General features: G+C 47.8%; 11 protein-coding genes. 9 read left to right on the top strand and 2 right to left on the bottom strand.

What is annotated here, in order from left to right; all coding sequences use genetic code 11:
- Window positions 1–339 precede the first annotated feature (339 nt).
- Entirely contained in the window at window positions 340–2,007 is a 1,668-nt protein-coding gene (locus LKD36_RS03580; protein ID WP_308458710.1) for a glutamine--tRNA ligase/YqeY domain fusion protein, read from the top strand.
- Between the two features lie 62 nt (window positions 2,008–2,069).
- Here the strand turns inward: LKD36_RS03580 and LKD36_RS03575 are convergent, their stop codons facing one another.
- The gene (locus tag LKD36_RS03575) at window positions 2,070–2,363 is read right to left on the bottom strand and encodes a hypothetical protein (protein ID WP_308458709.1); all 294 of its coding nucleotides are present in this window, start codon (window positions 2,361–2,363) and stop codon (window positions 2,070–2,072) included.
- Window positions 2,364–2,524: 161 nt separating this feature from the next.
- Between LKD36_RS03575 and LKD36_RS03570 the strand changes: the two genes are divergently transcribed.
- The gene (locus tag LKD36_RS03570; RefSeq protein WP_308458708.1) at window positions 2,525–3,520 is read left to right on the top strand and encodes a peptidylprolyl isomerase; all 996 of its coding nucleotides are present in this window, start codon (window positions 2,525–2,527) and stop codon (window positions 3,518–3,520) included.
- Window positions 3,521–3,577: 57 nt separating this feature from the next.
- On the opposite strand, the gene LKD36_RS03565 is transcribed toward LKD36_RS03570, so the two are convergent.
- Window positions 3,578–4,702 (bottom strand): pyridoxal phosphate-dependent aminotransferase, encoded by a 1,125-nt coding sequence (locus LKD36_RS03565; protein ID WP_308458707.1) that lies wholly within the window; start codon window positions 4,700–4,702, stop codon window positions 3,578–3,580.
- A gap of 108 nt (window positions 4,703–4,810) precedes the next feature.
- Here LKD36_RS03565 and LKD36_RS03560 point away from each other — a divergent pair, with 108 nt between their 5' ends.
- The 7 genes from LKD36_RS03560 (at window position 4,811) to purF (ending at window position 14,038) form a co-directional block, all read left to right on the top strand.
- Window positions 4,811–7,921, top strand: coding sequence for a DUF5717 family protein (locus LKD36_RS03560; RefSeq protein WP_308458706.1), 3,111 nt, complete (start codon window positions 4,811–4,813; stop codon window positions 7,919–7,921).
- A 14-nt stretch (window positions 7,922–7,935) separates the two neighbouring features.
- Window positions 7,936–9,099 carry a DUF5716 family protein gene (locus LKD36_RS03555; RefSeq protein WP_308458705.1) on the top strand — a complete coding sequence of 388 codons (1,164 nt, stop codon included), beginning with the start codon at window positions 7,936–7,938 and terminating at the stop codon, window positions 9,097–9,099.
- The gene (locus LKD36_RS03550) at window positions 9,020–9,721 is read left to right on the top strand and encodes a tetratricopeptide repeat protein (RefSeq protein WP_308458704.1); all 702 of its coding nucleotides are present in this window, start codon (window positions 9,020–9,022) and stop codon (window positions 9,719–9,721) included. The genes LKD36_RS03555 and LKD36_RS03550 overlap by 80 nt, the downstream gene beginning before the upstream one ends.
- Before the next feature lie 128 nt (window positions 9,722–9,849).
- Entirely contained in the window at window positions 9,850–10,752 is a 903-nt protein-coding gene (locus LKD36_RS03545) for a transporter substrate-binding domain-containing protein (protein WP_408610908.1), read from the top strand.
- Between the two features lie 126 nt (window positions 10,753–10,878).
- Complete coding sequence (locus LKD36_RS03540; protein WP_118770218.1) at window positions 10,879–11,565, top strand: amino acid ABC transporter permease; 687 nt, start codon at window positions 10,879–10,881, stop codon at window positions 11,563–11,565.
- Between the two features lie 13 nt (window positions 11,566–11,578).
- On the top strand, window positions 11,579–12,364 hold the full coding sequence (locus LKD36_RS03535; protein ID WP_118770217.1) for an amino acid ABC transporter ATP-binding protein: 786 nt from the start codon (window positions 11,579–11,581) through the stop codon (window positions 12,362–12,364).
- A 225-nt stretch (window positions 12,365–12,589) separates the two neighbouring features.
- Complete coding sequence (purF, locus tag LKD36_RS03530; RefSeq protein ID WP_308458701.1) at window positions 12,590–14,038, top strand: amidophosphoribosyltransferase; 1,449 nt, start codon at window positions 12,590–12,592, stop codon at window positions 14,036–14,038.
- Window positions 14,039–14,056 lie beyond the last annotated feature (18 nt).

Genomic DNA, 14,056 nt, shown 5'->3' with positions numbered 1-14,056 from the left:
TATGGTATAAATATTGTAGCATATGAAGTGCATGAATATCTATTAAATATGAAGAAATCGTGTTGCATTTCGTGTTGCATAGCAACTCGAAATGTGACATTGCAGAACTTATGTTCTTATTTGCAAATGTCGAGTTTTTGTTGTAATATCAATAGAATATGAAAAAAGATGGAATTTACAATATAAGCAAATTTCCGCATTGTCGGGTCCGATTCCCGTCAGCAGCTTTGAGAGCGGAAATTCAACAGAATTTCCGCTTTTTTTGTATCTGCTACTTGCATGTTGGGAATAGCTTATGCTATGATAAAAAACAGTTTTAAACCCGAGGAGGAACAAGTGATGGAGAATGAAGTCGTTTCCAAGAATTTTATAGAGACAGAGATTGACAAAGACCTTGCAGAAGGCGTTTATGATACCGTGCATACCCGTTTTCCGCCGGAGCCCAACGGATATCTGCACATTGGACATGCCAAGTCCATTCTGCTGAATTACGGACTGGCAAAAAAATATGGCGGAAAGTTCAACCTGCGTTTTGATGATACGAACCCGACCAAAGAGAAGACAGAGTTCGTAGAGGCCATCAAAGCCGATGTAAAATGGCTGGGGGCAGAATGGGATGACAGACTGTTCTTTGCTTCTAATTATTTCCAGCAGATGTATGAGGCCGCTGTGAAGCTCATTAAGAAAGGAAAGGCTTATGTGTGCGACCTTTCTGCCGAGCAGATCAGAGAGTATCGTGGAACCCTGACTGAGCCGGGTAAGAACAGCCCTTACCGTGACCGCAGCGTAGAGGAGAACCTGCAGCTGTTTGAGGACATGAAGAACGGAAAATTTGCAGATGGAGAGAAAGTACTCCGTGCAAAGATCGATATGGCTTCTTCCAATATGAATATGAGAGATCCGGTTATTTATCGTGTGGCACATATGACTCATCACAATACCGGAGATGCATGGTGTATTTATCCGATGTACGATTTTGCTCATCCGATTGAGGATGCCATTGAGGGAATTACTCATTCCATCTGTACGTTGGAGTTTGAGGATCACAGACCGTTATACGACTGGGTTGTAAGAGAACTGGAGTATCCGCAGCCGCCGCGTCAGATTGAGTTTGCAAAGCTGTACCTGACCAATGTGGTAACCGGTAAGCGTTACATTAAGAAGCTGGTAGAGGAAGGCGTAGTAGACGGATGGGATGACCCGCGTCTGGTATCCATCGCAGCTCTTCGCCGCCGTGGATTTACACCGGAATCTATCCAGAAATTCGTAGAGCTTTGCGGTGTAGCGAAAGGACAGAGTTCCGTAGACTACGCAATGCTGGAGTATTGCATCCGTGAGGATCTGAAGATGAAGAGATCCCGTATGATGGCAGTCCTTGATCCGATCAAACTGGTCATCGACAACTATCCGGAAGGAGAGGTTGAGTATCTGGATGCAGCTAATAATCTGGAAAACGAGGAACTGGGTTCCAGAAAGATTCCGTTCTGTAAGGAGCTTTATATTGAAAGAGATGACTTCATGGAGGAACCGCCGAAAAAATACTTCCGTCTGTTCCCGGGGAATGAAGTGCGCCTGATGCATGCATATTTTGTAAAATGCGTAAGCTTTGAGAAGGATGAGAATGGTAACGTAACGGTTGTTCACTGTACCTATGATCCGGAGACCAAGGCAGGAAGCGGATTTACCGGAAGAAAGGTCAAAGGAACGATTCACTGGGTTCCGGCACCTTATGCCGTGGATGCAGAGGTACGTCTTTATGAGAATCTGATTGATGAGGAGAAGGGTGTTTACAACGAGGATGGCTCCATGAACATCAATCCGAATTCGCTGACCGTTGTACAGGCAAAATTGGAGCCAGCTCTGAAGGATGTGAAAGCATACGACAGCTTCCAGTTTGTAAGAAATGGTTTCTTCTGTGTAGATGCGAAAGATTCCAAAGAAGACGCACTGGTATTTAACCGGATTGTATCTCTGAAGAGTTCTTTCAAATTGCCGAAAGCAGAATAAATAAAGATATCGTAAAACCCCCGGCATGGAGTACCATGCCGGGGGTTCATATCATAGAAATCCTATTCTTCAGTTGCTTCTTCTTCGGTTTCTTTTTCAGCCTCTTTTTCAACAGGCTCAGCCTCGGATTTTTCCTCAGCAGGCGCTTCTTTTGCTTCGTCTTCAAAGATTTCCGCGTCATTATCGAAAGCTTCTACCTCATCAGTATCGTCCTCATCTTCCTCGAAGAGATCGTCGTCATCGAAATCTTCCAGTTCCTCATCCGGATTGAAGAATTTGCGGATCAGGCAGATGCCTCCAGTTACAGCTAAAGCCGCAGTTCCGAGAAATGCGACGGTTTTCCAAAATTTCTTCATGTAAATGCTCCTTTCTGCTAACTCCCATTTGTGTATATTGTATCTCAAACAATGGCAGCTGGAAAGTAGGAAATCATTAAAATTTAAGAAAATATTCATTGAGCTTTGCAGCGAATTCGATTACACTATAAAGATAGTAACTGATGGGAGAATTGGAAGATATGAAAACTCAGAAAAATCGTCTGATGGCACTGTGTCTGACTGTCATACTGGCAGCAGGGACATTGACCGGATGTAAAAATACAAAAGTAGTCGTGACCACAGGGCTGGCATCCAACGAGCTGTTTCGGATCGGGGATGTATCCTGTATGATGCCAGAGGCGCTGGTCTATCTGAATAATCAGAAGAATCAGTATGAAAATATCTATGGAATTGAAATGTGGGAGCATGATTTCGGAGATACCACACTTGGCGAGTATCTGAAATCACAGGTATTGTCTCAGCTGGGACAGATGAAGAGCATGGTCTATCTGGCGGAGCAGCGGGAGATCACCCTTCCGGAGGAGGATCAGCAGAAAGCACAGCGGGCGGCAGCGGAATATTTTGCTTCGCTGGATGAGACAGAAGTAAAGAAGCTGGGAGTGGATGAAGCATCCATTCAGAAGATGTATGAAGATTATTGTCTGGCGCAGGAAGCTTATAACCGGATTACGGAGGACGTGGCGGTGGAAGTCAGTGATGACGAAGCGAGAATCATTGAGCTGGATCAGATCTTTGTGGAGGAAGAGACGCTGGCACAGGAATTAAAGTCCCGTCTGGACAATGGAGAAGATTTTGAGACGCTGGCAGCCAATTATTCCAAAGCTTCCAAAGTGACGGTAAATGTGGCAAGAGGAGAGAAGAGTCAGGAGTATGAAGATGTGGCATTTGATCTTGATAATGAGGAGATCAGTGATGTCTTTGCTGCGGATGGCGGGTATTATATTCTAAAATGCCTGAATACTTATCTTCCGGATGAATCGGAAGCCAATAAAGAAAAAGTGGCGCGTCAGGAGAAGCAGACCCGGTTTCAGGCTATCTACGATGAACTGATGGCAGATACGATTTCCGAATATCAGGAGAGACTGTGGGAAAAGACCGATCTGACAGATTATGAAGATGTGAAGACGAATACATTCTTCAAGGTATATGAATCTTACTTTGGAGATGGAGAATAAAAGAAGAGCCGGTTCCGGATGGAAAAACATCCAGGGGACCGGCTCTTCTTTGTTCAGTTACTCCAGAATTTCCCGTAGACATTCGAGAAGTTCTGTATTTTTTTCCGGCATCATAAAGCAGAAGCGGAAGAAGGTCTCATCTTCCAATCCAGGGAAGGTGGAGCAGTCACGGAGCATCAGTCCCCGTTTGATGCAGTGGACGAAGACATCGTAGGAAGTAACGCCTTCTTTCAGGATCCGTACCAGGATGAAGTTCGCATGTGGTTCATAGACTTTTACGTGTTTCCATGTCTTCAGCTCTTCATAGATCCGTTTTCGCTCGGAGGAGATGAGATCTCTGGTCCGGTTGATGTATTCCTGATCATGGAACATATAGGCACCGGCGACTTCTGCCAGACTGTTGATGGTCCACGGATTTTTATCTTCCTGAATCTTCTGAAGAAGAGTGAGATTGGAAGTCATGGCATAGCCAAGACGCAGTCCGGGAGCGGCGAAAAATTTGGAGATGCCTCTCATAATGGTAAAGTTTTCAAATTCAGAGAGCAGTCCGACGGAACTGATACTAGTGCTGACCGGAGCAAATTCCGCATAGGTCTCGTCAATCATGACGAAGATACCAAGTTCCCGGCAGCGGGACAGAATTTTCCGCATTTCGGAGGGAGCTGTCGCTGTGGAAGTGGGATTGTTCGGATTGCAGATGACGCAGAGATCTGCGCCCTCCCGTTCCAGCGTATTGCAGAAATCTTTCACATCCAGCTGAAAATCATTGGATTCCTGCAAAGCATAATAATCAACTTCTCCGCCATTTAAACGGACCTCCCGCTCATATTCGGAATAGGTGGGAGAGACGATCAGAGCTTTCTTCGGATGGTTGATCTGGATGAAGAGGGAGATCAGTTCTGTACATCCGTTTCCGACCAGTACTTCTTCCGGCCGGCATCCGGTGTAATCAGAGATGTGCTTTCGAAGCTCTGTGTATTCCGGGTCAGGGTAGGTGGTGACCACATCAATGTGTTCTTTTAATCCTTTCCGCATTTTATCGGAAATACCAAGTGGATTTACATTGGCACCGAAGCCGGTGATCTGCTCTTTCGGAATGCCAAAGTATTTTTCAATTTTTTCCAGGTCACTGCCGTGAAAATGTTCTTTGCCTTCTATTTTCTGTTGTGTATCTGTATTCATTTTCTACCTCGGTCTTCTGTCCTGCGGTTGCGTAGAGCAAAACAAGAGTGATATAATAACGATATTACAAATTATATACAAAAACGCAGAAAATGCAACGGGGTTCACATGAAAGAGAAAATCATTGATTTTTCCAACGGAATATTTACCTATGAACAGGTTAGACTTCGGACAGAGCCGGAAGCGCTGTATCTGAGATCGGAAGAGGGAAGAACGGTAAAGGGAAGTTTTATCATCAACTCGCTGGATGAGCGGAGGGTGAAAGGAGTTCTTTATACGGAACTGCCGGGACTTCGGTTTCAGAAGACGGCATTTTTTGGAAGAGCATCCCGGATAGAATATGAATATCATCCAGATAATCTCATTCCGGGGGAGAACTGTGAGGCAGAGATTCTGCTAGTCTCCAATGCCGGGGAATACCATATTCCGGTAAAAGCGGAGTATGTCGTACCGGAGGTCCGGGAAGAAGAGGAGATTCCTCTGCCGAAAGAGGAGCCTTCCGGACAGGCAGTTGATCAGCCTTGCAGGATGGGAGGCGGCAGACGGGAAGAATGGAAGACAAAACGGGAGCTGGAAAAACAGACAGCAGAGCTCTTTCAACTGCTTGAACAGGAACGGAGGGGAGCGATCAGTGAAAAACGGGCAACAGAGCAGTATAGGGCACTGACAGGGCGTCTGGCGGCATTAAGTCCTGATCTTTCCTTTGGACCGGTGCTGGACGCGTGGGTCATGTTAAGGGAAGACCGGAGAGAAGAAGCAGGATGGCTTCTGCGAAAATATGAGAAGACCCGTTTCTTTCAGCTGCGTGATTCAACTGTGCGTGCGTTTTTTCTGTATGTGAAGGACCTGTGGAAACAGAACGGCGAAGAGGAATTTCCGTCTCTTCCGCAGGTGCAGAAGCTGTATCAGAAGCAGCCGGATAACTGGCATCTGGTACTGCTTCTCATGAAAATGGATCACAGGCTCATGGAAAATACAAGAATGAGCTATAAGCTTTTGGAGAGGCAGTTCAGGGCGGGGGCCAGAAACAGACTGATCTATCAGGCAGGCTTTGAACTGTTGAAGAAAGATCCGGCACTGTTTAGTACACTGGATCCCTTTGCACTGCAGATTTTTGCATGGGCATCCGCGCATGGGTTCCTGACGCCGGAGATGGCACTGATGGCAGCCGGACAGGCGGGAAGTGTCAGGCGATGGTCACTTCTGTCGATGAAACTTCTGAAAGCCTGCTATCAGACTGTTCCGTGCAGGGAGACGGTCGGAGCTGTGTGCGCAGCTTATATCCGTGGACAGCGGACGGACCAGGAGGCGTTTGTCTGGTATCAGAAGGGTGTGGAACTGGATGCAAGGATCACGAATCTCTATGAATATTTTATGTATGCGCTTCCGGATGACTATAACAGGCTTCTGCCCCGGCAGGTAATTCTGTATTTTGATTATCATAATACGCTGACCGGAAAACAGAAGACGGCTTTCTATTGTAATCTGGTCCGTTACGGAGGACTGGAGGATCCGGAGACGGAGAAACTGGGACGGAAACTGCAGGAGTACCTGCTTGAGCAGCTGAAGGGGAGAAGAATCAATGAACAGCTGGCATGGCTTTACGGAAGATGTCTTCTGACGGATACACTGGATCAGGAAAGCCTGTATGCACTGGCAGACCTTCTGCTTATCCGGAAACTGATCTGTACGGATCGGAGAATTCGTCAGGTGGAAGTGAGTTACAGCCAGCTTAAGCAGGTGACGACGGTTCCGGTGTCCGGCGGGAGTGCGCTGATTCCGGTCTATACACCGAATGCCCGCATTGTTCTGCTGGATGAGCAGGGAAGACGGTATGAAAAGACTGTAAGCTACGATCTGAAGAGGCTTCTCATTGAACCGAAATTTCTGCAGGTCTGCATACAGAAGCTTACCGGACACACTGGACTGAACCTTTACCGCCTGGATGGAAACGGAAGCCACCGTCTCTCAGGGGAAAATGTAGAGACAGCGCTGGCACTTCTGAGCAGCGGAGAACTTTCAATGGATTATGAACGTCAGCTGAAACTGGAGTATCTTCAGTACGAACGGAAACACCGGAGACTGGAGACTTTGAGCGAAGCATTTTTTATAAAAGATGCAGAGAAGCTGTCAGGAAAGGAACAGGGAGTGTATATAGAAATCCTGATTCTGCTGTCAAGAGACCGGGAGGCATGGGATCTTCTGCGTCGTGTGCAGTGTCATACGGTGGAGCCGCGCATATTGATGAAGCTGATTCTCCGGCTGAAAGAAGAGGAGACAGCTGATCGGGTGGAATTGCTGCCATGGATCAGGGAACTGTTCCGGAAGGGAATCTGTACGGAATGGACGGTGTCTGTGCTGGCTGAATTTTGTGAAGGAAGTATGGATGATCTACTGGCAGTCTGGAAAGCAGCAGAGCAGTTTGAACTGGTATTTCCCCATCTGGAGGAACAACTGCTGGGGCAGGCGCTGTTTACGGAAAGCCGGATCGAGGAAGTATTTCCGGTATTCCAGTCTATGGATGACAGAGGCGGTGATCCGGTACTGATCAGTGCATTTTTAAATTATGTATCCTGGCTTGATTTTGTGAAGGAAGAGCCTGTGCCGGAGGGACTGTTTGACAGTTTGGAGACACATCTGATCTGGGAGGATCATCTGGCAAGGGTGGCGGATCTTTCTTACTTAAAACAGCTGTCAGCCCTCCTTCTGCTGACGGACAGCCAGAAACGGCTGGTAAAGAGGCTGCTGGGACAGCCATGGCTGGAACGGAGAAGATTTTCTTTCCTGAGCAGTCTTGCGTCTTATGCGGAGGATCCGCTGAGCATGAAGGATTATATGACGGTCGAGTATCGCTGCAACCCAGAGCACAGGGTAGTGCTCCATTATGTGCTGGAATACCATGGAAAGAAAAATTTTGATTATATGACGGAGCAGCTGTATCCGGTATGCGGAGGTGTCTTTACAAGGGCATTTATTCTGTTCTACGGAGAGCGGCTGACCTGGTTTTTTACAGAAGAAAAACCGGACGGAACGGAAGTGTCCACTGCCTGCAGAACATTTGAAAACCGGGAAGAACATCCGGAGGGCGTCGGCAGGTACGAGCGTCTGTGCAGAATGCAGAAGAGTCTGGACTACCGGCAGGAGCGTCCGCTGAAACGGATGATGCGGGAATATGATGCTCTGTCGGAAATGGTGGCAGAGCAGTTCCGGAAGAGATGAGAGGAGGAATCCGCATGAAACTGACAAAGGAAGGAGACCTTCTGATTGCGGGAATCGATTATCGAAAAGAGGTTCCGGTAGTGTGCTGTATGACCGGGCAGATGCAGGAACCGGAATATGTGCCGATGGAATTTTCACGGCCATGCGGGAAGAATGCCTGTTTCCGGAAGATACTGTCCACGCTGAAAAAATATGGGGCGAAGGAAAAAATCCGTGCGGTGCTGGTACTGCCGGATATGTCGGAGGACAGTATCCGCCAGTATATCCAGGAAGCCTGTCAGGCAGGATTTGACAGGGAACAGCTGAAGGTGATTTCTGAAGCAGAGAGTATCGCGGATTTTGTAATGCGGCAGAGCAATGATATCTGGCAGCACCGGGTATATGTGCTCGGATTTGAACCGGAGACGGTACGGGCGGTCTGTGTCAGGGTAAATAAAAGAACGTCCCCCATGCTGGTACAGGTGGAGGAACCGGAAAGCTGGAGAGTGGGAACCCTGCTGGAAGGTGGACGGGATGAGAAACTGGCAGAATATATCGGAGATCGTTTTTCGGGGGAGCCGGTATCTGCGGTATTTTTGACAGGAACAGATCTGAATGCCGCCGATTACCGGAAGAGCAGAGAGGCCCTGTGTTACAGAAGAAGGGTTTTTCTGGCGGAACAGATCTGTGCCAGAGGTGCCTGCATGAGTATGACGGAGGAGAAAAGGCAGTATCTGTTTTTGAGTGAGCAGACACTTCTCTATAATGTGGCAGTGAGGAGCAGGCGGGGTGGAAAAGAAAGTCTTTATACGTTGGCAGAAGCCGGAGAAAACTGGTATGAAGTTCATAAAGAGCAGGAAATGATTCTTCTTGGTGACTCGGTGCTGGAGCTGGCATTTCAGCCTATGTTGGGCGGGGAAGCCATCCGTGCTGGCATGAGGCTGAATGATATCCCGAAAAGACCGGAAGGTGCGACGAGAATTCTGGTGGAGCTTCATTTCTCCGGTCCGGCTCAGTGCGAGGTCAGAGTGACGGATCTGGGATTTGGAGAATTGTATCCGGCTTCCGATCTGTACTGGATGGATACATTTACATTGGATGAAGAGGAGGAGACGGCGTATGGGGCAGGCAGTGATCTGTCAGAACCGGCGGACGAAGACCGCATATATGGTGGAACAGACCGGACTGAATCTTTATAGTCTGGAAGAGTTAGCCTTTTTCCTGTATCACAATATCTGTCTGGTCGATCAGGGATTCTTCGATGAAAGACTCTGTCGGTGGCTGGAACAGGAGCTCGGCTGCGGGGATCTGGCAAAGCGAATACGGAAGGGAACAGCGTCAGGAGGAAACCTGACCAATCTGGTTATCTCAGTGGTCGGAGCGTCGGATCTTTATGACAGCCGTGAATTGACGGAGCTGGGAGAGCAGATGAAAGCCATCGGTTCCATGCAGGAGCAGGAGCGCCTGAAATTACGGGCAGATGAGCTGCTGGACAACGGAAATGACTGGGCGGCAATGGAGGAATACAGGCATATTTTAAGAATGCACCAGAATCTGAAGCTGGGAGTGTCATTTTATGGGGCGGTCTGGAATAATCTGGGTGTCTGCTTTGCCAGACAGTTTTTGTTCGAACGGGCAAAGGACTGTTTTGAGCATGCGCTGGAATATACTCCGGACGAAGAGATCCGGAAACAGGCGGAGCTGGCGGAGAAGCTGATGTATGGTCCTGCTCCGTTATCGGGAACGATAAAGAATGAAGATCAGCCGCAGAGACAGCTGCTTTCCTGGGAGCAGGAATACCGTACCAGGAGGAGACAGTAAAGTTGAACTCCCAGGCTCTAGCACCTGAAAGAAACCTCTTGACAATCTGTATCTGAACTGGTATGATTCTATCATCGTCAGTCACTTTACTGTGGTAGAGTGGTAGCGGATGGAAATATCAGGAGGATATGATTATGAAAAAGTTAGTAGTTCTGATGCTGGCAGGTATGATGTCTGCAGCAATGGTAACAGGATGCGGAAGTTCTTCAGCAGATACCGCTGCTCCGGCAGAGGCAGAAGAGACAGATGCTGCAGCAGATGAAGCGGAAGCAGCAGATACGGAAGATGCTGCAGCAGACGAGGCAGAAGCAGCAGATACCGCAGATTCCGATCTGGCATATGTACAGGATAAAGGAACTCTGGTAGTAGGTATTACGGAGTTTGAGCCGATGGATTATAAAGATGAGAGCGGCGAATGGGTCGGCTTTGATGCAGATATGGCAAAAGCATTTGCCAAGAGCCTTGGCGTGGACGCTGAGTTCGTAGTGATTGACTGGGATAACAAGATTCTGGAGCTGGATGGAAAGACCATCGACTGCGTATGGAACGGTATGACTCTGACCGACGAAGTGACAAGCGCCATGGAGTGCACCAACCCGTACTTGAACAATGCACAGGTTGTTGTTGTTCCGGCTGACAAAGCAGACCAGTATCAGGATGAAGCAAGTCTTGCAGACCTTTCCTTCGCAGTAGAGACCGGAAGTGCCGGTGAGGCAGAGGTAAGTGCACTGGGACTGAACTATACTCCGGTAGCAGCACAGTCTGACGCATTGATGGAAGTTGCAGCAGGAACTTCTGATGCAGCTGTTATCGACTCTCTGATGGCAGGCGCTATGGTAGGAGAGGGAACCGGTTATGAGAACCTGACTTACACCATCGGACTGAACAGCGAGGAGTACGGCGTAGGATTCCGTAAAGGATCTGATCTGGCACAGGCACTCAACGATTTCTTCAAAACCAGCTCTGAGGACGGATCTCTTCAGGCATGTGCAGAGCAGTACGGAGTACAGGCAGCTCTGATTCAGCAGTAACAATTAGAAAAATGATCATGAGCCGGAAAAGGTTCCGGTATGATACGGACAGCCGGGAGCGTAATTTTGCTTCTGGCTGTCACTTGTGTCTATGACACAATAGAAAAAAGAAGGCAGGAAAAGTACATGGAACTCATATTACAACAGATGCCGGTGGTGGTACATTCACTGAACATCGGCTTTATACAGACGTTAAAGCTCTTTTTTGTAACACTGATCGGAGCATTCCCTCTGGGACTGATTATCGCCTTTGGCTCCATGTCCAGATTCCGTCCGTTAAGTTATTTTACAAAAGTTATTGTCTGGGTTGTCCGCGGAACACCGCTCATGATCCAACTTCTGATTATTTATTATTTTCCGGGACTGGTACTTGGAAATGCCATCTGGGGAGGAGGAGAAACAGGCCGTTTTGCAGCGGCAGCCGTATCCTTCATCTTTAACTATGCATGTTATTTCTCCGAGATCTACAGAGGAGGTATTCAGAGTGTACCGGTAGGACAGGAAGAAGCAGGACTGGTGCTTGGCATGACCAGAACCCAGATTTTCTTTAAGATCACACTGCTTCAGATGATTAAGAGAATTGTGCCGCCCATGTCCAATGAGATTATCACTCTGGTAAAGGATACTTCTCTTGCAAGAATCATTGCACTGCAGGAGATTATTTGGGCAGGACAGGCATTTATGAAAGGTTCCCAGGGAATTTCGGGAGCTATCTGGCCGTTGTTCTTTACAGCAGTTTATTATCTGATCTTCAATGGTGTGCTGACCGTATTACTTGGCAGACTGGAGAAGAAACTGGATTATTTCAGGTAAGGGGGAAGACGAGATGCCAATTCTGGAAGTAGAACATATTAGTAAATCCTTCGGAGGTACGGAAGTCTTAAAAGACATCAGTTTTTCTCTGGAGAAGAGTCAGGTGCTGTCTATCATCGGTTCTTCCGGCAGCGGTAAGACGACCATGCTGCGCTGCCTGAATTTCCTGGAGAGACCGGATAGTGGAATTATTCGTGTCAATGGAGAGACTTTGTTTGATGCGGCAGATTCTTCTGCCAAGCAGGAAGAGGAGATCCGTAAGAAACGGCTTCACTTCGGACTGGTGTTCCAGTCCTTCAATCTTTTTCCACAGTATACGGCTCTTGATAATGTTATTCTGGCAAAGGAGCTTCTGGCAAAGGAGCAGCCGGATTACAAGGCAAGAAAAAAAGAGATTCACGACGAGATTGAGGCGCTTGCAGAACAGCTTTTAAAAGAGATGGGACTTGGTGAACGGATGAAAAATTATCCGCACCAGCTTTCCGGCGGACAGTGCCAGCGTGTGGCGATTGCAAGAGCTTTAGCACTCCGCCCTGACATTCTCTGTTTTGACGAGCCGACATCAGCGCTGGATCCGGAGCTGACCGGTGAGGTGCTGAAGGTGATCAAAGGTCTGGCTGACCAGAAAATGACCATGGTCATCGTTACCCATGAGATGGCATTTGCAAGAGATGTGGCAAATCATGTGATTTTCATGGATGACGGACGCATTGTGGAGCAGGGCACCCCGGATGAGGTATTCGGAAATACAAAAGAAGAGAGAACCCGTCAGTTCCTGTCACGATTCAATCAGGGCTGATAAGGGGAGAAAAGCTGTTTTGCGGCTGGAATTTATTTTCAACAGCAGGACGGCTTTCTTTATGCCTGCTTATGAAAAAGTGGATAATTACGCGTGTTTTCTTATAAATAAGTAACAATTTATAAAATTTTCTAATTGAACAGTTGAAATTCTGAAAAGCGCAGGTTATACTATTGGCAGAAACGCGAAAGAACAAGAAAGATACATTTTGGAAGGATAACGCGGATGGAAGGAAAGAACAGGATGGAACAGGGAAATGTACTGGATGGTCTGCACGAGGAGTGCGGTGTCTTCGGTATCTACGATTTTGACGGGGGAAACGTAGCTTCTTCCGTATATTATGGTCTGCTGGCATTACAGCACAGAGGGCAGGAAAGCTGCGGTATTGCCGTAGGGGATACGGATGGTCCAAGAAAAGTGACGACCCACAAAGGCATGGGACTGGTAAATGAAGTGTTCACACCAGAGATTCTGGAGAACATGCATGGGGATATCGGAGTGGGTCATACCCGTTATTCTACCGCAGGCAGCAGTACCCGTGAAAATGCACAGCCGCTGGTTCTGAACTATATCAAAGGTACGCTGGCAGTCGCACATAACGGTAATCTGATCAATGCACCGCAGCTTCGCCGGGAACTGGAGTACAGCGGAGCAATTTTCCAGACCACCATTGACTCTGAGGTCATTGCTTATCATATTGCAAGAGAACGGGTCAATTCTGCATCCGTAGAGGAAGCAGTATCACATGCCATGAATAAGATTCAGGGAGCCTATTCCCTGGTGGTTATGTCTCCGAGAAAACTGGTGGGAGCAAGGGATCCCTATGGTTTCCGTCCCCTCTGTATTGGAAAACGCGACAATACCTACATTCTGGCTTCTGAGTCTTGTGCTTTGCAGACCATTGGTGCAGAGTTTGTCCGTGACGTGGAGCCTGGCGAGATCGTCAGCATTTCTCCGAAATACGGCATCGTATCAGACAAGAGTCATTGCCTGCCGAAGGAGAAAGCAGCCAGATGTATTTTTGAATATATTTATTTTGCAAGACCGGACAGTCACATTGATGGTGTCAGTGTCTATGGTTCCCGTATTGAAGCCGGAAAATATCTTGCTATGGACAGCCCGGTGGATGCAGACCTGGTAGTGGGTGTGCCGGAATCCGGCAATGCCGCAGCCCTTGGCTATTCCCTGCAGTCCGGAATTCCCTACGGAACCGCATTTGTAAAGAATAGTTACATTGGAAGAACCTTCATCAAGCCGAAGCAGAGCAACCGCGAATCCAGTGTACAGGTAAAATTAAGCGTATTGAAAGAAGCTGTAGCCGGAAAACGTATCATTATGATTGATGATTCCATTGTCCGCGGCACTACCAGTGACCGGATTGTGAAAATGTTAAGAGATGCCGGAGCAACGGAAGTTCATATGCGCGTCAGCTCTCCGCCATTTTTATATCCGTGCTATTTTGGAACCGATGTTCCGGCACGGGAGCAGCTCATCGCCTACAACCGTACTGTTGAAGATATCCGTCAGGTCATCGGTGCAGACAGTCTTGCCTACTTGAAACTGGAGCGACTAAGTGATATGGTAGGAGGACTTCCTTATTGCAGCGGATGCTTTACCGGAAAATACCCTCTGGATCCGCCGACAGAAGATATTCGTGGTGACTATGATAAGTAAGTGCATAGTCCGGAAAGC

The sequence above is a fragment of the Hominiventricola filiformis genome, assembly GCF_020686965.1.
Classification (GTDB): domain Bacteria; phylum Bacillota; class Clostridia; order Lachnospirales; family Lachnospiraceae; genus Hominiventricola; species Hominiventricola filiformis.
Note: the sequence above shows the minus strand (reverse complement) of the source record. Positions and strands in the feature narration are given on the sequence as shown.

Excerpts from the sequence above, each read along its gene's own strand:
- LKD36_RS03565 (WP_308458707.1), bottom strand. The coding sequence starts at position 4,702 with ATGAATACAGATACACAACAGAAAATAGAAGGCAAAGAACATTTTCAC.
- LKD36_RS03560 (WP_308458706.1), top strand. The coding sequence starts at position 4,811 with ATGAAAGAGAAAATCATTGATTTTTCCAACGGAATATTTACCTATGAA.
- LKD36_RS03580 (WP_308458710.1), top strand. The coding sequence starts at position 340 with ATGGAGAATGAAGTCGTTTCCAAGAATTTTATAGAGACAGAGATTGAC.
- LKD36_RS03540 (WP_118770218.1), top strand. The coding sequence starts at position 10,879 with ATGGAACTCATATTACAACAGATGCCGGTGGTGGTACATTCACTGAAC.
- LKD36_RS03545 (WP_408610908.1), top strand. The coding sequence starts at position 9,850 with ATGATTATGAAAAAGTTAGTAGTTCTGATGCTGGCAGGTATGATGTCT.
- purF (WP_308458701.1), top strand. The coding sequence starts at position 12,590 with ATGGAAGGAAAGAACAGGATGGAACAGGGAAATGTACTGGATGGTCTG.
- LKD36_RS03550 (WP_308458704.1), top strand. The coding sequence starts at position 9,020 with ATGGGGCAGGCAGTGATCTGTCAGAACCGGCGGACGAAGACCGCATAT.
- LKD36_RS03535 (WP_118770217.1), top strand. The coding sequence starts at position 11,579 with ATGCCAATTCTGGAAGTAGAACATATTAGTAAATCCTTCGGAGGTACG.
- LKD36_RS03570 (WP_308458708.1), top strand. The coding sequence starts at position 2,525 with ATGAAAACTCAGAAAAATCGTCTGATGGCACTGTGTCTGACTGTCATA.
- LKD36_RS03555 (WP_308458705.1), top strand. The coding sequence starts at position 7,936 with ATGAAACTGACAAAGGAAGGAGACCTTCTGATTGCGGGAATCGATTAT.
- LKD36_RS03575 (WP_308458709.1), bottom strand. The coding sequence starts at position 2,363 with ATGAAGAAATTTTGGAAAACCGTCGCATTTCTCGGAACTGCGGCTTTA.